Here is a 22,308-nt window from a genome sequence, read left to right on the forward strand (position 1 = left end):
GCACGAAGTCCGGCGCCAGCCGCGAAACGATCGGTGGACGTTCGAGCAGGCTGGTGGCGGTTTTCGGGATAGGAACTTCGTGAAGCTGAGCCAGCGTCTGATCGACGGCGATGAAATTTTGTTCAACCACTCTGGCGCCCTTGGCGCCATAGGACTTCTCGATCATGTGCTTGATACGCTGGATCGCTTCGTCTCGCGGCAGGACTCCGGAAATCGCGAAAAAGCAGGTTTGCAGAACCGTATTGATGCGTGCGCCGAGGCCGGTGTCGCGCGCGACTTTCGACGCGTCGATGACGAAAAACCGCAAGCCCTTGTCGATGATCTGCTGCTGCACGAGGCGTGGCAGGCGGTCCCACGCCACGTCGGCGTCGTGGGGGCAGTTGAGCAGGAAAACCGCGCCGGGCGCCGCCACTTTCAGAACGTCGGTCTTGTCGAGAAAGTCGAACTGGTGACAGGCGACAAAACGCGCCGCCGCGATCAGATAGGGCGAGCGGATCGGGCGCGGTCCAAATCGCAGATGCGACACGGTCTGGGCGCCGGACTTATGCGAATCGTAAACGAAATAGCCCTGCGCGTAGCGATCCGGGTCTTCCGCCAGAATCTTGACGGTGCTCTTGTTGGCGCCGACCGTTCCATCCGCTCCCAGACCGTAGAACACCGCACTGAAGACGTCCCCGTCCTCGATCATGAAATCCGGATCGAAGCTCAGGCTCGTGCCCGACACATCGTCGTTGACGCCGATGGTGAAGCCGTTGCGCGGCGCCGGCCTGGTCAGTTCGTCAAACACCGCCTTGACCATGGCGGGCGTGAAATCCTTCGACGACAGGCCGTAGCGTCCGCCGATGACGCGGGGCATTTTTTTGATCTCGCCGCCGGCGTAAGCCTGGGCCAGCGTCGACAGGATGTCGAGATAGAGCGGTTCGCCGGTCGCGCCCGATTCCTTGCAGCGGTCGAGCACGGCGATCGAGGTGACGCTCGCAGGCAAAGCCGCCAGAAAATGCACAACCGAAAACGGCCGGTACAACCGCACCTGCAGCACGCCGAGCTTGGCGCCCTGCGGATCGGCGCTATTGAGGAAGGCGGCGGTGTCGCGCGCCGTCTCGGCCGCCGAGCCGATCAGCACGATGACGCGGTCGGCGTCGGCCGCGCCGTCATATTCGAACAGCCGATAGGCCCGCCCGGTGAGCTTGGCGAAATCGTCCATCGCCTTTTCGACGATCCCCGGCGTGTGGGCGTAAAACGGATTGGAGGCCTCGCGCGCCTGGAAGAACGTATCCGGATTATGCGCGGTGCCTCGGATGAACGGCCGCTCGGGCGTCAGCGCGCGGTCGCGATGGGCGCGCACGAGATCGTCGCGGATCATCGACCTGATCTCGTCGTCGGACAAAAGCGTGAGCTTGTTCACCTCATGCGAGGTGCGGAATCCGTCGAAGAAATGCACGAACGGAATGCGGCTCTCGAGCGTCGCCATCTGCGCGATCAGGGCGAGATCGTGCGCCTCCTGCACCGAAGCCGAAGAGAGCATGGCGACGCCGCAGGCGCGGATCGCCATGACGTCGGAATGGTCGCCGAAGATCGACAGCGCCTGGGTGGCGATCGAACGCGCGGCGACATGGAACACCGCCGACGTCAACTCTCCGGCGATCTTGAACAGGTTGGGCAGCATGAGCAAAAGGCCCTGCGACGAACTGAACGTCGTCGTCAGCGCGCCCGATTGCAGCGCGCCATGCACTGCGCCGGCGGCGCCGCCCTCGCTCTGCATTTCCTGCACCACCGTCACGCCGCCGAAAATGTTGCGGATGTTTTTCGAAGCCCATTCGTCGGCGAGTTCGGCCATCGTCGAAGAGGGCGTGATCGGATAGATCGCGCAGACTTCGTTGACGCGATAGGCGACATGGGCGGCGGCGGTGTTGCCATCGATCGTGGTGGTCTTGCTGTGAACGGCGCCGGTCATGCGGAAGTCTCCGTTGCGGCTCTCGCGGGTTCCGGAGCCAACTCGATTGCGTGACAGGGGCATTGCTCGAAACAGACGGCGCAGCCGGTGCAAAGCGCGTAGTCGAAAAGATAGCGGCGGCCCGGCCCGAGCTTTACGATCGCCTGTTCCGGGCAGGAGGCGTAGCATTGGTCGCATTCGAAGCAATTGCCGCAGGAAAGGCAGCGCTGCGCATCATAGCGCGCCTCCGCCTCGCTCAGCCCCGCCATGGTTTCGGCAAAACCGTCGGCCAGCCGCTCCTCCAGCGGCAATTCGCTTTGCACCGAGACCGGCGCGTCGAGAAAGATCGGCAGATTGAGCTGGTCGAAGGTCACGACCGGATGTTTGGCCGGACTTTTCACCGGCGCGCCGCGCAAATAGGAGTCGATGGCGCGGGCGGCCTTCTTGCCGTGGCCGACGGCGGTGGTGACGCTGTGCTGGCCCGGCGCAAGGTCGCCGCCGGCGAAAACGCCGGGACGGCCGGTCATCATGTTGGCGTCGACGACGATCAGGTCGTCGGCGTTGAAGGTGATGCCGGCGGCGTTGCGCAGGAACCCGCAATCGCTGTTCTGGCCAAGCGCCAGCACCACCGAGTCCGCCGAAAGCGTTTCGAATTCGCCGGTCGGCTGCGCGCGGCCTTTGTCGTCGAGCCGCATGGTTTCGACCGTGAGCGAGCCTTCGCCAATATCCTTGATGGTCGAGAGCCATTTGATCTTGACGCCCTCCGACAAGGCTTCGTCGGCCTCGAACTCCTGGGCAGGCATGTGCGCGCGGTCGCGGCGGTAGACGATCAGCGTCTCCTCGGCGCCGAGCCGGCGCGCCATGCGGGCGGCGTCCATCGCGGTATTGCCGCCGCCGTAGACGATGACCCGGCGGCCGAGGCGCGGCGCCTCGCCGGTTTCGATATCGCGCAGCAGGCTGATCGCGTCGATGACCTTGGTCGCGTCGCGCGCCGGAATGTCGATTTTTTTGCCGATCTGCGTGCCGATGGCGACGAATACGGCGTCGAAGCCGCCCGCGACCTGCTCGGCGACGATGTCCTCGACCTTGTGGTTGAGCACAATCTTGACGCCCATGGCTTCGATGCGGGCGATTTCCTTCATCAGTTCGGCGCGCGGCAGGCGATAGGCCGGAATGCCGAAATGAAGCATGCCGCCCGGCAGCGGGCCGGCCTCGCGCACTTCCACCGCATGGCCCAGACGGGTCAGGTGATAGGCCGCCGACAGGCCGCTCGGTCCGCCGCCGACGATGAGCACGCGCTTGCCGGTGGAGGCTGCGGGCGGGTCCGGCGTCCATCCCTGTTCGGTCGCCATGTCGCCGAGAAAGCGCTCGACGGCGTGAATGCTGACCGCGCTGTCGAGCATGGAGCGGTTGCAGCCGGTTTCGCAGGGGTGATAGCAGACACGCCCATGAACGGCGGGGAAAGGATTGTCCCGGACGATGGTCCGCCAGGCTTCACGATAATTTCCGGCCTGGGCCAGATCGAGCCAGGCCTGGATGTTTTCTCCCGCCGGGCAGGCGTTGTTGCAGGGCGGCAAATGATCGGCATAAACGGGCCGCTTGTCGCGGACCGGACCGGCGCCCTTTTGCTGCAACAGGTCGACAACGGGCGTGAAATCCGATTGCCTGGCGGTCATAGGCGCACTTGCTCCCCAGCTTTTATTCCCCGGGTAGCGATGCTGCAACCGGTGGATGGCGCCTGGTTCCCGTCTCGCGCAGAAAAAACGTCAGCACGAGGGAGATCGCAACCGCCACTGCCCAGATCATGTCGGCTTTACGGAAATTGGTCAAGCTTATTGGGGCGCCATCAGATAGTCGCATCAGGGTCAGACCGAACAAAGGAGCGAACAGGGCGCTGAAACTGAACACCAGAAAGTTCATGGCCCCGGTGGCGCTGCCCTTGACCTTGTCGGGATTGGCTTCCTTTATCATCGCATAGGGAATCATCGCGGCGCCCGAGCCAATGCCGAACAAGAGGCCGCCTATATACGGAGGTATATACTCATCGAGATAGGCGATGGCGCCGCCGGAAACGAGCATGATGAGCATGCCGGCGATAAGCACGGGCTTGCGCAAGCCGATTCGGTCGGCGAGGTAGCCGAGCAACGGCGCGCCGATCACCCAGCCAAGCGGCGTCATCGAGGATCGCATGATGGCCTCCGCCGCTGTGACGCCAGCTTCAAGTTTGAGATGCGGCACGCCCCAGATCATGTCGCCAATGGTTGTGGGCATGAACAACAGGCCGCCGATAATGCCGCAAAGATAGGACTGGGGATTGGTCAGGACGATTTTGTAAGGGGCGAACATCGATCGCAGCGGGCCCTTGGCCGGCTCATGCTGCCTGGGCGTCATCACCAATAGCAACAGCGCCAGCACCGCGAGCGCGGCGCCGGAATAGATCCAGAATTCCTGCCAGCCGATCACGCCCTGCACCAGTGGGCCGACCGCGAATTGTCCGGCGAAGCCGCCGAGCATTCCGGCCAGTTGGGTGAAGCCGACGGCGGTGGCGAGCCATTTCGCCGGAAATCCATGCACGGCGAGATAGACCGCGCCGGTAAAGGCGAAAGCCGAGCCGGCGCCCTGCAACAGTCGACCGCTTTCCGCCGCGCCGATCGAGCCGAGGCCAAACAGCGCGCTGCCGGCGGCCGTGGCGAGAACGCCGATGACAATCGGATAATTGGCGCCGAATCGGTCGAGCGAAGCGCCTGCGACGATGGCGAACCCGGCATAGGTATAGTAGTAAAGCCCTAACAGGGCACTGATTCCAAGCGTCGTCAGGTTGAAGGCGCCGGTGAGTTCGGGAATCATCACGCCGGGCGCCGAGCGCAGCGCATATTGCAGGAAATAGAACGCCAGACAGAGGCCCCAGGCGGCGAGATAGGCGGCGCGCGGCGGCTCGGAAGCGATCGTTGGGCCGGCGACGGCCGGCTTCGCCGCCAAGCCTGAGGGAAATCGCAAATCTGTCCGCGCCTGTGGCATGAAATCGCTCCTCGACAAGGGTCCGCAGGCGAAACCCTTGCCGCCGTTTCCACCATAACGGGAGCATCGGAAACTACGCACGACGAGGGCGGAGACGCCGGATCATGCGGGACCGGCGCGGGGATGCCGGCTTGACCCGAAGCCTGCCGCGGCAAATCCGTCCCGGTTAAAACGCGAGCCTGTCGAAACCGGAAATGCGCAGGCGACGGTCAACCCGGACAATTGCCCCACCGCCAGAAATTTCAGTAATGCGTCACGTTGCGAACCGTTTCGCCGAGGTTGTCGCCGAGATGTTCGAACTGCGACCCGAGATTCTGACGGGTGTCGCCGTCGATGACCGCGAGCGGCGCCGAAACGGCGAGTCCCGCCGCAGAACCGACGGTCGAGGCTGCGCCCGTCGTCACCTGGAGAACCTTTTCGCCGATGCCGGTCTTGCCGGCGAAAGCCTGGCCGTTCGCCAACCGGCTGCCGATCAGTTTGACGACTTCCGGGCTTTCGGCGAATTTCGAATGGTTGAGACGGTCGTCGGTGGTCACGTCGGTCAGGTCGATGACGGTGATCTGTTGCTCGCGGAACTGCGAACGAAACGGCTCGGCGTTCGGATCGACGGCGCCGATGCGCGGCACATTGCCCCAGACCTTGCGCGAGATCCGCAGCGCCTCGTCGTCGCGCGACACAAACAGGGTGAAGGGCGGGCGCGGTGAGCCCATTTCGGCGATCTGCTTGCGAAACACATAGATGTCCACGTCGGGCGCCGCCAGCATGACGTTCTTGATCTTGGGCGCCAGCCGCTTGTCGCGGATCGCCATCTGCCGCAGCGCTTCGAGCGCCACCCAATTGCCCATCGAATGGGCGAGAATGTCGATTTCCGCCACATCGGGGTCGCGTTGCAGGGTCTGCAACAGCCGCTCCAGCGCGTCGCGCGAGAAATTGGCGCTTTCGCGGTCATAGGTATAGGAGAACAAATCGCCGCGCGACGGCCAGGTGAACAGCAGCGGCGCCGCGATCAGATTGGAATCGTGCGCGATCTGCGCCATGCGGAACACCGCCTCGCCGAACCGCGTATTGAAGCCATGGACGAAAACCAGCACCTCTTTCTTGGGAGCGCGGCGCAGGTTCTGGCGCAACACTTTCAGCGCATCGGCTTCATCGACGCGTTGGGTCCGCAGCGCCACGAAATCCTTCGAGGGATCGCCGACCTCCGAGGACGAGGTCTGGACATCGCCGATCCGGCGATTGGCGTCGGGCGGGATCGAGACCGTGATCTCGGCGAAATTCAGCCTGTCGTCGCGTTCGCCGGTAAAAACCTGTCCCGGCAGTTCCGAAGGGGCGCGCGTCGTCGCCACCAGCACATCGACCGTGCTGGCGCCCGGGACCGTTTCCTTGACCGGGATCAAGCCGCCCGGAGACCGTCCGCTGCAGGCGGCCAGCATCAGGGTCAACGCCATGCCGGCGACCGTCAGGCCCGTTTTCGCGCGCAACAAATGGCCGCCCCTTTCAAAAAATCACGGGTTTTCCTATCATGGCGCGCGTTGCAAGAACAGAGGCCGCATCAAGCGAGCGCCTCCGGCGCTCATTGTCCCGATAATTTGGCGGCGAGCCGCTTGATTTCGGGATCGTCCGGCCGCAGCGCCGACAGCCGCCGCGCCAGCGGCGCCGCCGAGTCGACGTCCCCCGCGCCGAGCGCCTCGCCCAGCATCGCATTGACGAGCGACGCGTCATAGGAATGGCGCGCCAGCGCCTCGCCCAGCACTTTGCGGCTCTCCTCGCGCTTTCCCAGCGATTTCAGGGCGACGCCATAGACATAGGCGAAACGCGCGTCGTCCGGGGCAAGTCGGGCGGCTTCGGCGAATTGCCCGAGCGCTTCGGGATAATTTTTCTGACGGACCAGCGCGAGACCCAGCGCGTGATGCGCCGCGCCATTCTCGGGCGCGAGCGCGATGGATTGCCGCAAGACCTCCGCCGCCAGCGCGTCGCGGCCGGTTCCGCGATAAAGATCGGCGAGATTTACCGCCAGTTCCGAGGCTTTCGGGTCAAGCTTCAATCCCGCCTGAAGCTCGGCCTCGGCCTCGTCGAGGCGCTGCCGGCCCATGTAGAATGTGGCGAGATTGGCGCGGCCTTCGGGGCGGTCCTCTTCGAGCCGCATGGTCTTTTCGCTTTCATCGAAGAGTTTCGCCAAAGCCGCGCCTTGCGCGGGGGGAAGCTGGTCGATCCGCAAGCCCGACAAAGCCCGGCCAACCTCCAGACGCACCGCCAGAACCGGATCGGCGATCAGCCCTTCGAGCCAGTTCAGCCGCAGTTCGGGCGGTTGCGCAGCGAGATGGCGCACGGCGGCGACCCGAACGGCCGGATCGGGGTCCTTGAGGCTTTCGCGCGCCGCCTCGGTCGCCGTCGCCGAGGGAAAGGCGGAGAGTTCGAGCACCGCCGTGGCGCGGGCGACGCCGGGCGCCTCCAGATCCCTGGCGAAGGCGATCAACCGGTCGCGCGCCTCGGGGTCGCCGTCGCGCGCCAGTTTGAACGCCTCGCCATAGGTTTGCAGGCCTTTGCGCTGCGGCCCATGCCATTTTTCGATGGCCCCGGCCGCCCATTGCGCGGTTTTGTCGGCGTGGCAATCGTTGCAGGCGTTGGGGGCGCCGGTTTTTTCCGACAGATCCGGCCGGGGGATGCGGAAGGAATGATCGTGGCGGCGGTCGACGACCATATAGGTGCGCGCCGGCATGTGGCAGGACACGCAATCCGGCCCGCCGGGCCCCGCCTTGTGCCCGGTATGTTTCAAATCGGCGAATTTCTGCGGCAAATGGCATTGCGAGCAGACTTCACTGCCGGCGCTTTTGAGTTTGCCCGAATGCGGATCGTGGCAATCGACGCAGGTCACGCCTTTCGCATACATGCGGCTCTGCTTGAAGGCCTGATCGTTGAACACTTCGTCGCGCATCTGGCCGTCGGCCTCGAACAGGCCGCGCAGCAGAAGCGCCGACATATGGGTCTGAGCGAGGTCGCGGCCCGGCTTCCAGTCTTCCGAGAGCGTCCCGCGCCGCGCATGGCAGCGGGCGCAGGTTTCGACCACGTCGCCCGCCGGACGCGATGCGCCTTTGGCCGGGCTGCCGGTTTTCGGGTCCGGCGTCCAGTCGGCGGGCGAAGGTGAAGGAATGGCGTCGGCGAAGCCCTTGAGTCCTTCCGCCTTTCGCGCCGGGTCTTTCGCCTGTTCCTGCGCCCAGGCGAGATGGCCGGCGCCGGCGCCGTGGCAGCTCTCGCAGCCGACGCTGATTTCGGAAAAGGCCGTGTGATAGCTGTTGGAGCGCGCGTCGTAATTCTTGTGCAGCGCCGTCGAATGGCATTCGGCGCACATATAGTTCCAGTTCTGCTGACGTCCGGTCCAGTGCAGGAGGTCGCCGGGCGGAATCTTCTGGTCGCCATAGACATGGAACCAGCGTTGGCCGCCATCCTGCCTGGCGCGCGTATCCCAGGCCCAGGGCAGGACCTGCAGGCGCCCGTCGGGGAAGGTCACGAGATATTGCTGGAGCGGCTCCAGCCCGAACGTGTGGCTGACCCTGAAAGGCGCGATTCTGCCGTCGGCGCCTTCGGTCTCGACGAAAAACCCGCCGTCACGCCTGAAAAAACGCCCGTGCGAACCGGCGCTCTCGATGCTCAGCCCGGAAAAATCCCCCCGCACCGTGGCGGGCGTCGCGACCGACATGGCTTTCGAATGTTGCGACGCCGACCAGGCCTTGCTCTGGGCGGGATGGCAGGAGACGCAGGCCGCCGATCCGGCATAGCCCGCCGGGGCGCCGGCGGAAAGCGCGCCGATTTCGCTGTTCAGGCCCGGAGGCGCGGCGGTCTGGGCCAGGGCGCCGCAGGCCGCAGATACGGCAAGGATCATCGCCCCGGCGCAAAAAAGCTTTCGCAGATGCTGTTTCAAGCTGCGCAAGGTGGGGCGCCTTTTCCTGCTCTGTCAAATGGGGCAAGCGTCGGGGTCGCGCGGTTGCGATCACCCGCTCCCCCGATGGGCGACCTAATACCGCGCCGAGGCAAAAATTTCGGCTTCCGGCGCGGGTTGCGCCGGAAGCCGGGCAGAGCGGATCGCAAGCGCGCCGTTGACCGCTCACCAGACCCGGCGGCGCACCGCCACCGGACGGCGAACGACGGCAATCGGGGCGCGACGAACGCCAACGGCGCCATGCGGTCCCACGCAGCCGGCGCGATAGACGCCGCGCGCGCAGACCACGGCATTGGCCTCTTCCACCGTCACAGCCAAAGACCCTGTGATCAGGCCCAGCGCCAGGCTCCATTGCAGCAAAGATTTCATCGCGACCTTCCCAATTTAAGGCGAATCCGCCGGTTGACCGGGCGCAGACTAGCCGTCGCGCCTGCTTGCCGCAAGACGAGCGTAGTCCGATCCCCGTTTCGAAAAATTCCAAAAAATCCAGCGAAGGCCCCTTGCGCCCAAAGCGCGCCGACTTCACATCCGCGCTCTTGCGCCTATCCTGCCCGGGCAAGGGGTCGTTAAAATGAGCGACGAACGCAGCGCCGCCGCGGTGGAGGGGACAGCCCTGGGCGAAGTTTTCCGGGCCTTTGCTGAAACTCGGACTGACCAGTTTCGGCAGGCAGGTCGCGAATCTCGCCTATTTCCGCGAAGAATTCGTCGGGCGCCGGCAATGGCTCAAGGAGCAGGCCTATGCCGATATCGTCGCCCTGCGCCAGTTCCTGCCGGGACCGTCGAGCAGACAGACCGGCATCGCGCTCGGTTTCCTGCGCGGCGGCTTTTTGGGCGGTCTGGCGGCCTGGGCGGGCTTCACCCTGCCCTCGGCGCTCGCCCTGGTCGCGCTGCTGCTGCTGATTTTTGGCAAGCGCCGCCCTGGCCGGAGGTGGTGCTGGGCGCTCGCCGCCTCCGCCCTGGCGTCACGCCGAAGGACGCAGGCCGGATGGCGGAACTGAAAGTCCGGCTTTTTGGCTCGCGCCCGCGCGCCTTGACCCTGTCGCCGGCGGCGCCCTGCCGGGACTTGTCCGCCTTGCCGCTTTAAGTCTCGGAGCGCCCTTATAATGTTCTCAGGATGATCGGCTCCGGCCGGCGCGACTGGCGCCGTCCGATCGAGTGGAATAATCTTTCCCGCCGGAGATGCAAATGACGGGCGCATATTTGCTTTTGCTTGCGAAAAAAATGATTTCGCCGGTCGTCCTCGCGCTGGCGATCGCTTTCGCGCCTACCCTGCGCGCACAATCTCTCTTGAACGGCGTCAACCTGGCCTCGCCGGCCTTCACTTCCGCCGAAATGACGCGGGCCGAGGTCGAGGCCATGATCACCCGGCGCCCGCCCGGACAGGCGCTCGACCTGTCCGACAAAAGTTTGAACGGGCTCGACCTGTCGAGGCTCGATCTCTCCGGCGCCAATCTGCGCGGCGCCCGTCTCAATCGCGCCAATCTGGCGGAGACCAACCTGCGCGGCGCGCGGCTCGATCAGGCCTGGGCGCTGGAGGCCGATTTCACCGAGGCGAATCTTTCGGGCGCGCAGTTGTTCGGCGCCCAGATGCTGCGCGCGAAAATGGATCGCAGCAATCTTTCCGGCGCGCGCATCGCCGGCGACCTGACCGGCGCGAGCCTCGTCGGCGCCAACCTCTCCGGGGCGGATGGTTCGGCGGATATGAAGAACCAGTCCATGGGCCTCATGCATGCAATCATGCGCTCGACCGACCTGCGCGGCGCCAATTTCTCCGATTCCGATTTTTCGCGCGTCGATATCGAATTCGCGCGACTGAACGACGCCAATTTTTCCGGCGCCGATTTTTCGCACGCCGACGCTTCGGGGGCCGATTTCAGCGGCGCCCATCTGGCCGGCGCGCGGCTGGAAGGCGTCGATCTGGCGTCCGCGCGGATCGATGCCGCTGCGGCAAAACTCTTCGTCAAGCCGCTCAATCTGGATCGCGCCATTTTGCGGTGATCGACGGGGCCTCTGAGCTTGCGCCGGCGGCAGAAAACCCCTGCCGGACCCTCAGCCAGCCGGATTGTCTGTGATCGCGAAGTTCGATGCGCCCTTCTCTTGAAGGTCAGCACTGGTTTGAGACGGGTGCGGGGTTTTTCAGCAGGCTTTCGATCTCCGGCTTGCAGGAGCCGCAGCCGGTTCCCGCGCCGGTGGCGGCGCCCACGGAATCGACGCTCGTCAGCTTTTTCAAGGCGATGGCGTCGAGAATCGTATAGGCGCCAACATTGAGGCAAACGCAGATTTTGCGGCCTGGATCGCGGGTGGCGAGCGGCGGGCGCCCGGCCAGCAAAGCCTTCGGGTCGGCTTCGCTTCGCGCGAATTGCTCGCACAGCCAGGCGCGGGCGGCGTCCACCGGCCCGGGCGCGATAAAGATCGCTCCCAGCATTTCGTCCTTCCGGGTAACCACGCAGCGGAAGGTCCCGGCCTTGTCGTCGCGCATCGCAACCAGATCGCACTCCGGCGCCGCGTCGAGCCCGAAAATTTTGCGCGCGAAAACATCCGCGTCGGGGAGCGCTTTCAGCCCGGCAAGATCAATCCGCCAGCCGCCCTCGATACGCGCCAGCGCCCAATAATCGCAATCGAGATTTTCCGGTTTTTTTCGCGCCAGAACGAAAGCGTAAAAGGCAGGATGGACCGCCTCGACGCAAACCGGCGTCGCCTTGCTTTCCGGCTGGCCGGAAACCGGATCGACATGGGGCGCGATCAGCGCGCCGACCCGCGCCTTCGAGGCGAATTGCTCGCTCCAGTGGATCGGCGCGAACACCCCGCCGCGCCGCTGCCTTTCCGTGATTTGCGCGCGCAAAATCACCGCGCCGCGTTCGTTCCACACCCGCGCCAGTCCGGCCGGCTCGATCCCTAACCGCGCCGCGTCGAGCGGATTGAGTTCGGCATAGGGTTCGGCGATATGCTGCGACAGGTTTTGCGCCCCGCCGGCGCCCATCGTCGTGCGCCATTGGTCGCGCACGCGACCCGTATTGAGCAGGAAAGGATTTTGGGCGTCGGTCCGCCCGGCGGTTCCGCGAAAATCCGTCGCAACGAATTGGCCGCGGCCGCTGTCGGTGAAAAATTTGCCGTCCGCGAAAAAGCGTTTCGGCTTTTCGTCGATTGCGACGCCGGCGGGACACGGCCATTGGAACGACGCCAGCGCCAGATATTCCGCGTCGCTGATTTTGGCGAAAGCGGAAATGTCGAAATCGCGCGCGCCATAATTTTCGAGGCCCGACAGCGCGGCGTGTTCGCGAAAAATCGCCGCCGGTCCGTCGAAGGCAAAGCCTTCCGAAAAGCCCAGACGTTTCGCCACGTCGCAGATCGCCCGCCAGTCGGCGCGCGCCTCGCCGGGACTTTCGCGAAAGCCGCGCTGGCGCGAAATGCGGCGCTCCGAATTGGTTACCGTTCCGTCCTTTTCGCCCCAGGCCTGCGCCGGCAACAACACCTGGGCCAGCGCCCCGGTGTCGCTATGCGCCGCCACGTCGGAGACGACGACAAAGGGACATTTTTTCAAGGCGCCGCGGACGAAATCGGCGTCCGGCATGCTATCGACGGGATTGGTGGCGACGATCCAAACCGCCTTGACGCGCCCGTCATCGATCGCCTGAAAAAGTTCGACGGCTTTGAACCCCGGTTTTTCCGCCATGTGCGGCGCGTTCCAGAATTTCCGCACCAAAGCGCGATGCGCCGGGTTCCCAAGCTCCAAATGGGCGGCGAGCATGTTGGCGAGGCCGCCGACTTCGCGTCCGCCCATGGCGTTGTTCTGTCCGGTGACGGAAAACGGACCGCATCCGGGCTTGCCGATCCGCGCGGTCAGCAGATGGCAATTGACGATGGCGTTGACCTTGTCGGTCCCCGCACTGGATTGGTTGACGCCCTGAGAATAGACGGTGACGGTCTTGTCATATTGAATGAACAGATCGTAAAACTGGTGCAATTCGGCCAGCGGCAGTCCGGTCTGGGCGGCGACTTTTTCTGGCGTCCATTTCCTGGCGACGCCGAGCGCCTCAGTCGCGCCTTGCGTATGCGCGGCGACAAATTTCTTGTCGCGCTTTCCGGCCTTCTGCAATTCGCGCAACAGGCCATTGAACAAAGCGACATCCGAGCCAGGCGCCAGCGACAGCTGCAAGTCGGCGATCTCGCTTGTCGCCGTGCGGCGCGGATCGATATTGACAATTCTCGGCCAGCCGCCGCGCTTTTCGCGCGCCGCCACGAGACGCTGATAGAGGATCGGATGGCACCAGGCGAGATTGGAGCCGACCAGCACGACGAGTTGGGCCTCTTCCAAATCCTCATAGACGCCGGGCACGGTGTCGGCGCCGAAGGCGCGCTTGTGGCCGGCCACCGACGAGGACATGCAAAGCCTTGAATTGGTGTCGATATTGGCGGATCCGACAAAGCCTTTCATCAGCTTGTTGGCGACGTAATAATCCTCGGTCAGCAATTGGCCGGAGACATAGAGGGCGACCGACCCGGGGCCATGATCGACGATGGTTTTCCTGAAATTTTCGGCGACGCGATCGAGCGCCTCGTCCCAGCCGGCGCGCGCGCCATCGACCTGCGGATGGAGCAGGCGCTCCTCGTGCGTCAACACCTGCGCCAGCGCCGCGCCCTTGACGCAGAGGCGGCCGAAATTGGCAGGGTGGTTCGCATCGCCGGAAACGCGAGCCGCGCCGCCCGGATCCTCGACGCTGACGCCGCAGCCGACGCCGCAATAGGGACAGGTGGTGCGGATTGTTTCACGCATCTGGTCTGCCTGCACGATCTTTTACCCTCTAAAGTCGATTGCGATTCGGTCGAATCGCAATCGACTCCAGATTCCTTTGTTTTCGCAATGTTTTTGCGAAAAACCGGCGTCCACTTTTTCGCACATTGCTCTAATGCTCAGCGCAAGCCGGTCCGGCTGAGCGGAAACCTTGGCTTTCGCGGACGGTTCGGCAACCGACGGATTTCCTGCCCGGCAACGACGGATTTTGGCTGAAATGTTCAGGACGGGTTCCCGAATTTGTCGCCGCCGCGATTCAATCGGAAGGCCTTGCGTTCAGGGCGGCCAGCGTCTCGCGCCAATGCCCCGGATCGAAAGGCGCGGCGGCAAGAATCGGCAGCGAGGGCGTCGGAGCCATGCCGCCGGGCGACCAGAAAGCCTCCCGCGCCAGCGCCGCCTGCTCGCGCGAGGCCCCGGTCTGGCCGGCCGCCGCCATCAGTGCGTAAACAAACAGCGCCTGCGACCCGTCGAGCGCCGTGGCTTCGGCGTCGAGCCGAAGCCACGAGGCGCCCTGCCCGCTCCAGCCGAGCGCGCGCGAGACCATGGCCGCGCCGACGCCGAACTTCAGGTTCTCGGCGACGATCGCGCAGAATTCGCCGCGATTTTCGGCGCTTTCGCCCCAGAGCGCGGCGCGGCGCACGGCGCGTGCTGCGGCGCGCGGCAGTTCCGGCTCGGCCAGCGCGGCGTCGCGCGGAAAGGCCAGCACCTTTTCCGGACAATTTTGCGCCAGAACGCGGCAGGGATGGAGGATTTCCGCAACGCCAGCCTGTTGCGCGAGAATGCTCCATGGTTCGCCGACGCAGAACCCGTCGATATAGTTTCCGGCCATACTCGCCTCCATCAAGGGCGGCGGCGTGACCATCAGCCTCACGGCTCCGGGATCGATCTTTCCCGCCTTCAGCCAGAGCCGCAGCTGATAATGATGGGAGGAGAAGGGAAACACATGGGCGAGACGCAGCGGCGGCAGGTTCAGCGCCGCCCGCTCGGCGACGATTTCGCCGAACGCCCGCGCCGTCGCCGCCGGGTCGGCGGCGTCGCCGTCAATTCTGGCGTGCAAATCGGCGGAGAGCCCCGGCGATAGCGAAAGCGCGTTGCCGTCGAGGCCCAGCGCCACGGCTCCGATCATCGGCGCGTGAAACCCCTCCAGTCCCAACGCGGAAGCGACCACGGCGGGCGCCAGCATATGGGCGGCGTCGCAAATGCCGAGCGCCAGCTTGTCGCGCAGATTGGCCCAGGACGCCTCTGGCCGCAGCTCGAAAATCAGCCCCTCCTCGCGGTCGAATCCCTTTGCACTCGCGACGAACAGCAGGCCCGCGTCGGCGAGCGGCAAGTAGGAAATGCGCATCAGCCGGTTCATCGCAGAAACTCCGCCGCCGTGAGGATGGAGCGGGCGATTTCGGCGATTCTCTTGCCCTCGTTGATCGCGACCTTGCGCATCATCGCATAGGCCTGTTCCTCGGAAATCGTTTTTGATTTCATCACCAGACCCTTGGCCTGATCGATGGCTTTCCGGTCGGCGAGCTGGCACTGCGCGGCGGCCAGTTCCTCGCGCAGCCTCGCGAAAGCGTTGAAACGCGACACCGTCAGATCGACGATGTTCTTCACCCGCTCCTTCTTCAAACCGTCCACCACATAGGCCGAGACGCCGGCGTCGATGGCCGCGTTGATCATGGCGGCGTCGGAAGCATCGGCGAACATGGCGACCGGACGCGTCTCGGCGCCGCTGGCGCTGATCATCTGCTCCAGCACGTCGCGGTTGGGGTTTTCAAGATCGATCAACACGATATCGGCGTCGAGCGCGCGCAGACGCTGTTCGAGATCTAGAAAAGTATCGACGACGATCACCTGCACGGGCCCGCCCTCGCGCAACCCGTCGCGCAAAATCGCGGTGCGCAGCGGATTCTGGTCGACGATGACGATGCGGAGCGTTTTATCGTCGGGCAAGGCGATCCTTTTTTGGTTGGCGGATGGATTATAGCGGGCGCTTGCGCCCGCGCCAGAGCGGAGCACAAAAGTCCCGGTCACGCCAGCGCCAGATTCTCCAATGCGATCCGCCGCAACTGCCCGGTCTCGCGCAAAACCTCGGCGCAGCGCTGGCGCAGCGCGGCGAAAGCGTTGGAGCCGCCTATCGACTTGGCCGGCGTTTCCCCGGCGCGCGCAAAATCCTGGATCGGCGGCGCGGCGAGATCGAGTTCGGCGAGAACCGCGCGCCGCGTTTCGTCGAGCAGCTTTTCGCAGGCCGGGGCGTCGAGTTCGTCGCGCCGGCTGCGGATCAGCAGGCGCACGTTGACGATCTGCGCCGCCGTCGCATAGGCGCTGGCGATCAGTTTGCCGTAATCGGGCAGGAGCGCGCGCGCGGCGGTCGGTTCGCCGCGCATCCGCGCCGCCGATTCGCTGAGCGCCGCCATGGCCTCGATCAGGTCTTTCCGCGCCAGCCGGTAATCCTGTTCGGGAACCTCGAAACGCAGGGCGTGGTCGGCGTAAAGCGCGAGATTGGCGACGAATCCGCGCGCGAAGGCCGGGGCGGCGTGCCGCTCCCATTGCGGCAAGATCAGGTTGAACACAAAGGCGATGGCGACACCGATCGCGGTGTCGATCAACCGTGCGAAAACCGGCGCGGCGGTGACCGGATCGATGAGATGCAGCCCGAGCAGCGCCATCACCGTCGCCGCCGTCGAGGCGACGCGATAATCGACGCGCACGAAGGCGTGGGCGATGCCGATTGCGGCGAGCTGGACCGCGAAGAGCAGGACGTTCGAGCCGCTCCACAGCAGGGCTCCGGCGATCGCGCAGCCGAGAATCGAGCCCAGCAGTCTTTCGTTGCGGCGCTGGCGGGTGACGCTGTAGCTGGCGCGCATGATCACCGCCGTGGTCAGCAGGATCCAGTTGCCATGGCGCAGGCCGGGAACGAACAGAATCAGCAGATAGCCGCAGCCGAGCGCGAGGCCAAGCCGGAGGGCGTGGCGAAAAATCGGCGATGACCAGCGCACTTCCCGCAACAGCGGAGCGAGCGAAACGCGCAGCGGCGTCACGAATTTGTTCAGATCGACGCCGACGAGCGCCTTGCGCGCCTTGTCGCGCCTCGTCAGCACCGCCGGCAGCCGGGTGAGATGCGACACCACCCAGCCGAAGCGCGCGCGGGTCAGCCGGGCCGCGCGCAACAGATGCGGATCGACGGCGGGATCGGCGGATATCCGGGCGATTTCCCGCGCGAACAGATCGAGCGTCGCCTGATGGTCGGGAAAATAGAGATTTTTTTTGCCGATCGTCAGGTCGAGCGCCAGATGTTCGAGTTCGGCGGCGAGTTGCATCGCCAGCGCCGCGACCAGCCCGGCGAGACGGCTGTTCTTCGCCCCCGCCAAACGTAGCGGCGCCTGGTCGGCATGGGCCGAAACCACGCCGTCGAAGGCTTCGAGCAGCACCGCGATCCCGGCGGTCAGCCGCAAAGCCGAGGGCCGGTCGCCGGCGCCGGCGATCAGGGCTCGCGCCGCCTGCAAATGATCGGAAAGCGAGGCCTGCTGCTCCAGCAGTTTCAGATACAGCGCGGTCTGGTCGGGATTTTCTTGATAGAAGCCGGCGACGCAGCGCAGATAGGCGGCGAATTCGCGCAGCACCTCGGCCAGGGTAAGACGCCGGCCGGAAGCGTCGAGCAAGACCGTCAAGGCCAGCGCGACAGGAATGTAAATCGCGCCGCCGAGCGCGAACAGCACTTCGTAGCTCAGCCGTCCGTCGAGATCGGCCGGCGGCGCGCCAAGCGTGAAGACCATCGCCAGCATCACCAGCACGCTGAGCGGAATCGCCCAGCGCCCCCAGGCGAGCAGCAGGCCGGCGCCGACGCCAACCGTCACGATCACCGCGCTTTCGATGAGCGGATCGTCGATCGCCAGCGTCGTCGCCAGCGAGGCGAGCACCGCGCAGACCAGCGCCAGCGGCAGGATGCGCAGCTTGGCGGCGAGCGGCGACGGCGTATCGCCAATGCTGACGACAAGCGCGCCCGACGCCGCCGCCATGCGGGCTTCGAAGCCGGCGAACCAGCCCACCGCGACGGCGGTGGCAAACACCCCGACGGCGACCGCGCAGCCGTTGACGATATGAAGGCCGAACAGATATTTGAACAGTTTCGGTTGCGGCGCGGCCGCCCGCAGGAGCTTCATCCCTTGTCGTCGATCAGCCTGGCGAGGCGGCGCAACGCCAGTTCATAGCCCTGCGCGCCGCAGCCGGCGATGACCCCGTCGGCGCGTTTCGACACAAAAGATTTCTGACGGAATTCCTCGCGTTTGTGGATGTTGGAAATATGGACTTCGATCACCGGCCCCTCGAAGGCGTTGAGCGCATCGAGCAGCGCGATGGACGTATGGGTCAAGGCGGCGGGATTGATCGCCAATCCGCCGGCCTTGCCGCGCGCCTCGTGAATCCAGTCGATCAGCTCATATTCGCGGTTGCTCTGATGGAAGCGCAGATCGAGCTTCAATTCGCCGGCCAGCGCCGCGCAGGCGCGCTGGATGTCGGCCAACGTCTGCGCGCCATAAAGGTGCGGCTCGCGCTGACCGAGCAGGTTCAGATTGGGGCCATTCAGCACATAGACGAGCCGGCTCATCGAGACCTTGTCCTTTCATCGCAGCCGCAGGGGAAAGACCCGGACTTTCGCACGAATATAGGCCGCGTTGCGCGCGCGGGATATGGCCGTGGCCGTGCAGGAAGACAAGGGCGCCGGCCGGTCGGGGAAGGTGTTGGAATTTTGGGAGCCCAGGTCCAGCATGACGAGGGGACCTATAATTCAGCCATTTGGCGATTTCGCATTTGACTGGCGGCAGCGACCGTTATCAACAGCCCCCAAAGGGCGTCGAAAGACGCCCGTCTTCCAAAGGCTATGGCGAAGCCATTGGGCGTCGAAAGACGCCCGTCTTCAACCGGGCTTGGCGAAGCGATCCTGACCCGGTTGGGGGCCTCTGGAAAGGCGGCGCCGGCGCCAATTGACTTTCAACAGCAGGCCGTGGCCAAGAGCCAGGAACAACGTGGCGCGGCCCTGTCAGGGGGGCGACAGGGCCGCGCCGGGCGCGCGCCGGTTTTCGATCAGCAGCGCGCGCTTTCGCCTTCGAAAGCACGAACCCACATTGCGCAGATGCCGGAGCGCACGATGTCCTCGATCGCGAATTCGATCACCGGAACCGGCAGGCCGTGCGAGCGGATCAGTTCGATCATCCGGCCAAGCCCCGAAGCCTGCTGGATATCGGATTGATGGATGTCGCCATTGACGACGCTGATGCAATTCTCGCCGACGCGGGTCAGAAAGGTCTTGATCTCGGCGACTGTGGTGTTCTGCGCCTCGTCGAGCAGGATAAAGGCGTTTTTCCACGAGCGCCCTCGCATCACCTCGAAGGGCGCCATTTCGATATCGCCGCGTTTGAGCGCGATCTCGTAAGCAGCGTCGCCGATGCGCTCCTTGATCGCGTCGGCGATGGGAACCGCCCAGGGGGCGAATTTGTCCTGCAGCGAACCCGGGAAAAAGCCGAGCGAACGGCCGCAGGGGACATTGGGGCGGGTAAGGATGATCTTGTCGATGCGGCCGGTGCGATAGAGATCGGCGGCGTGGGTGGCGGCGATCCATGTTTTTCCGGTGCCGGCGGGGCCGAGGACGACAATTTGCGGGCTGGAGCGCAGGGCGGCGAGATAATGCGACTGGGTGGGATTGAGCGCTTTGATGGGCGGGAGGACACGATCGTTCTGGAATTTCGATCCTTTGAACTCGATGATTTCAGCATCTCCGTGTTGACGGACTCCGTATTGACGGGAATTGCGGCTCTTCTTTCGGTCCAGTTGCTTGCCCACGCGCGGACTCCTCAAGGGTGAATCGATGGGCGCGCTCTCCGGGTCAAGGCGGAAAGCACGGGGGAGGTTTAAGCGATACGACTGGGTAAAAGGCGGGGGAGGCTATTGCGCTTCGTAAGGAAGGTGACGCCATTGGCCTGCTCCTCGCTGAACCGAGGATATACGATTCGCCGCTAATATAAAGCAGGTATTTTAGCTTTTTCACGGTCGGGAAGGCCGCGGGCAAGCTTGCGCGGACGAACCCGTTGGGCGAACCTGCCCACGTAGCGGCGGTGCCGCCGGGATGGACGCCCGCGCGACCACCCGCGCCAATCGGACCGGACCAGATATGCCCCACTGGAGCCGCATTCGGACAAACGGCTCTGTTTTGGGCGACCCCCTGCCCACCGACCCGAAGCGCCATGGCTTGCGCGAAGGGGCTGCAATTCGGCGGAAACGCACACCGGGCGAGGCCGAGGCGTCGCGCCCGGGCCTGTCGACGCCGCAGGCCAATGATTTCGCCCTGCGACTTTCCGAAAGCCCGGCCGGTTCGACCAATCCGGCGATCCGCTCGGCGATCCTTGAAGGGATCGCCTTTCCGCTTGACGCAGACGACCAACAAAAAGGGAGTTTGAGTGGACCCAAAACGAGATCCTGATCGACCGCCTTCGGCTCGAAGGCGACCTCCAACTTCGGCTGGGCGATGGTCTCACGTCGCCCTAAACCTGTCTTTCAGGCCTTTCTCGCAATGGCCGGAGCAATGCATTCAGCGGACCTCCCCGGCTTCCGTCAAACGCGTAGTCGTGACCGAGGCCGCGTGAAAACGCTAAATGCTTCGGAGAGAATAGAAAGTCATTCCAAATTGTTTCTCAAATCGCGATGAATTCGAAATTTGGCTCTTTCTATCGCGGCAAATCGAGAATGATACCAGTCCAAACTCGTGCCGTCCCGATGGCGAAAAGGATCGCGGCGACGAGCGAGAAAACGCCGGGCATGGGTTGCCGGTCGCCAAAAAAACCGCCGCTGCGCCCGCCAACGCCGCCAGGCAGATCAAGGTGAGCGCGCCCTTGTTCCAGAACGAGGCCGATGATTGCAGATCGCGGGCGCGTTGGGCGCAACCCCGATTTTCGATCCAAGCCTGACCGTCCATGAATGGCCCTTTTCTCGCCTTCGACCGTTCAGCATCCTTTTTAAACATTTTTAACCTATTGCGCCTTGTCGCGAAAAGCGCCTAATATAAAAGATCATTGGCGGATTTCCCGAGGTTTTTTTTGGCGATGTTTTTTGAGTCGCCGCGTTCTGTGTTTGAGGAGACATCGATGGGAAAGGAAACGTTTTGTTCGCCTCCGGTCGCTCAGAGAGTTTTTCTAAGCTATAGGCGCATAGACGATAGGGCTCCCCCTGAAAACCCGAAGGCATGCTACGTAAAACACTTTCGTGAGCAGTTGCTTTGGGAGCTGCAGATGAAGGGGGTGCCTGAAACTGTTGTCTGGATGGACCGCTATAATATTGAACCAGGAGACGAGTGGAATGAAATAATTGAATCAGCGCTTCAGGAGGCTGATTTATTTATAGCCCTTTTATCAAACAACTACATAACTAGCCCATGGTGCGATAAAGAGCTTTCGGCCATGGCGGCCCGTATCAGAAGCCTGGACGGCGATTTGAGGAAAAAGCGGATTTTTCGGGCCGACAAGCACCCCGTAGCCGACGACAAAGTTCATGAAGTCCTGAAATCGGTACAAGCGGTCCGCTTCTACGATGTCGACAAGGATCGGCGCGACGAAGTGGAATATTATTATCGCGGGCGCGTCAGGCCTGAATTCTATGACCGCATTAATGAATTGGCGGTGGCGATTCAGGAACGGCTCAATCAGCTCGGCGTGCAGATGAAGACTCCCGTCGAAGAGCCCGCGTTCCTCGCGCCCGTTAATGGCCGCAAGGTTTTCGTCGCAAAACCGGCCAATGACATGCGCGACGAATACATTAATTTGATCACCGCGCTGAAGCAGGCCGGGTACAGCGTAGCCGATCTCTCGGAACTGGCCGAACAGCCTCAGAGCACTGTCAGCGCGGCTCTAGCGGATGCGGAGTTATCCATCCATCTCCTTGGCGATAAAGCCGGTTTCCGGCCCGAGGGGATCGACAAGGAAAGCGTCGCCTTCCAGCTCGCTCAGGCCGCGCTCGAAGCCGCCAAGCGCCCGTCTTTCTACCGGCTGATCTACGCGCCGAAAGTGGTTCACTCCCAGGCTATCGAAAATCCGCACGTCGCGGAGCGCGATCCCTTTGCCGTGCTGGCGCGCTTTGGAAGCTTTTTGCCGTCGGATCAGGTCGTAGGCGACACGCCAACAAGCTTCGGCCAATTCGTCCTGCAGCGTTTGTCAACTCTATATTCTAAATCTGGATCTAAGATTGTCAAACCCAAGCCGGTTTACATCCATTATGTCGGCGACGACCGAAATTTCGCCACCGAAGTATTCAAACGCCTGAAAGCCGAGGGCTATTCGCCGACGCTCGCGCCGGATCCAGCGGACGGTGTGCCCGAGGATGTTCTCGACGAGATGCTCGCTAAGACCGAGCAGACTATCCTGTGCTGGGCGAATGCGGCTTACAAGGACATCGTCACGCAATTGAACGACTCGATCATCTCGCGCTGGAGAGCAAGCGACCCGGATCGGCGTGCGGTTTGGCTCTATATTGGCGGCGCTGCGAGTTCGCGCAAGGAAGAGACGCTGGAGCTGAATCCATTTGGCAACGACGTCGAAAAGATGGTCGACATGAGGCGGCAGAACGAAGGGTCCACTGTCCAGTAAGGCGGGC

14 protein-coding genes and 1 pseudogene are annotated in these 22,308 nt (G+C 63.8%); 3 read left to right on the forward strand and 12 right to left on the reverse strand.

What is annotated here, in order from left to right; genetic code table 11:
• The 6 genes from nifJ to QZY01_RS14850 form a co-directional block, all read right to left on the reverse strand.
• Window positions 1-1,954: pyruvate:ferredoxin (flavodoxin) oxidoreductase (nifJ, locus tag QZY01_RS14825; protein WP_294538310.1), on the reverse strand; the 1,954-nt coding region annotated here is incomplete at its 3' end.
• A complete protein-coding gene (locus QZY01_RS14830; RefSeq protein ID WP_294538313.1) occupies window positions 1,951-3,609 on the reverse strand; it encodes an NAD(P)-binding protein in 1,659 nt (552 codons plus the stop codon). The genes nifJ and QZY01_RS14830, both read right to left, overlap by 4 nt.
• A gap of 22 nt (window positions 3,610-3,631) precedes the next feature.
• Window positions 3,632-4,951 carry an MFS transporter gene (locus QZY01_RS14835; RefSeq protein WP_294538316.1) on the reverse strand — a complete coding sequence of 440 codons (1,320 nt, stop codon included), beginning with the start codon at window positions 4,949-4,951 and terminating at the stop codon, window positions 3,632-3,634.
• A 242-nt stretch (window positions 4,952-5,193) separates the two neighbouring features.
• A complete protein-coding gene (locus QZY01_RS14840) occupies window positions 5,194-6,432 on the reverse strand; it encodes an alpha/beta hydrolase (RefSeq protein ID WP_294538319.1) in 1,239 nt (412 codons plus the stop codon).
• A gap of 92 nt (window positions 6,433-6,524) precedes the next feature.
• A complete protein-coding gene (locus QZY01_RS14845) occupies window positions 6,525-8,879 on the reverse strand; it encodes a tetratricopeptide repeat protein (protein ID WP_294538322.1) in 2,355 nt (784 codons plus the stop codon).
• A gap of 174 nt (window positions 8,880-9,053) precedes the next feature.
• A complete protein-coding gene (locus QZY01_RS14850; protein ID WP_294538325.1) occupies window positions 9,054-9,257 on the reverse strand; it encodes a hypothetical protein in 204 nt (67 codons plus the stop codon).
• Window positions 9,258-9,523: 266 nt separating this feature from the next.
• Between QZY01_RS14850 and QZY01_RS14855 the strand changes: the two are divergent.
• Together QZY01_RS14855 and QZY01_RS14860 are read left to right on the forward strand one after the other, a co-directional pair.
• Window positions 9,524-9,775: pseudogene (locus tag QZY01_RS14855) on the forward strand (chromate transporter); the annotation flags it as partial.
• Window positions 9,776-10,073: 298 nt separating this feature from the next.
• Window positions 10,074-10,886: a pentapeptide repeat-containing protein gene (locus QZY01_RS14860; protein WP_294538327.1), complete on the forward strand. Its 813-nt coding sequence runs from the start codon at window positions 10,074-10,076 to the stop codon at window positions 10,884-10,886.
• 106 nt (window positions 10,887-10,992) lie between these two features.
• Here QZY01_RS14860 and QZY01_RS14865 read toward each other — a convergent pair whose 3' ends face one another.
• The 6 genes from QZY01_RS14865 to QZY01_RS14890 form a co-directional block, all read right to left on the reverse strand.
• Window positions 10,993-13,662, reverse strand: coding sequence for a nitrate reductase (locus QZY01_RS14865; protein ID WP_294538330.1), 2,670 nt, complete (start codon window positions 13,660-13,662; stop codon window positions 10,993-10,995).
• 274 nt (window positions 13,663-13,936) lie between these two features.
• Entirely contained in the window at window positions 13,937-15,037 is a 1,101-nt protein-coding gene (locus QZY01_RS14870) for a CmpA/NrtA family ABC transporter substrate-binding protein (RefSeq protein ID WP_294538333.1), read from the reverse strand.
• Window positions 15,034-15,624: an ANTAR domain-containing protein gene (locus tag QZY01_RS14875; protein WP_294538336.1), complete on the reverse strand. Its 591-nt coding sequence runs from the start codon at window positions 15,622-15,624 to the stop codon at window positions 15,034-15,036. Before QZY01_RS14875 ends, QZY01_RS14870 begins: the two co-directional genes overlap by 4 nt.
• 77 nt (window positions 15,625-15,701) lie before the next feature.
• Window positions 15,702-17,834 carry an FUSC family membrane protein gene (locus tag QZY01_RS14880; RefSeq protein ID WP_294538339.1) on the reverse strand — a complete coding sequence of 711 codons (2,133 nt, stop codon included), beginning with the start codon at window positions 17,832-17,834 and terminating at the stop codon, window positions 15,702-15,704.
• Window positions 17,831-18,277, reverse strand: a complete 447-nt coding sequence (gene aroQ / locus QZY01_RS14885; protein ID WP_294538342.1) for a type II 3-dehydroquinate dehydratase — start codon at window positions 18,275-18,277, stop codon at window positions 17,831-17,833. Before aroQ ends, QZY01_RS14880 begins: the two co-directional genes overlap by 4 nt.
• 476 nt (window positions 18,278-18,753) lie before the next feature.
• On the reverse strand, window positions 18,754-19,431 hold the full coding sequence (locus tag QZY01_RS14890; protein ID WP_294538410.1) for a PhoH family protein: 678 nt from the start codon (window positions 19,429-19,431) through the stop codon (window positions 18,754-18,756).
• A 1,376-nt stretch (window positions 19,432-20,807) separates the two neighbouring features.
• On the opposite strand from QZY01_RS14890, the gene QZY01_RS14895 reads away from it, so the two are divergent.
• A complete protein-coding gene (locus QZY01_RS14895; RefSeq protein WP_294538345.1) occupies window positions 20,808-22,301 on the forward strand; it encodes a toll/interleukin-1 receptor domain-containing protein in 1,494 nt (497 codons plus the stop codon).
• Window positions 22,302-22,308 lie beyond the last annotated feature (7 nt).

The sequence above is a fragment of the uncultured Rhodoblastus sp. genome (genome assembly GCF_903903185.1).
Taxonomy (GTDB): Bacteria; Pseudomonadota; Alphaproteobacteria; order Rhizobiales; family Beijerinckiaceae; genus Rhodoblastus.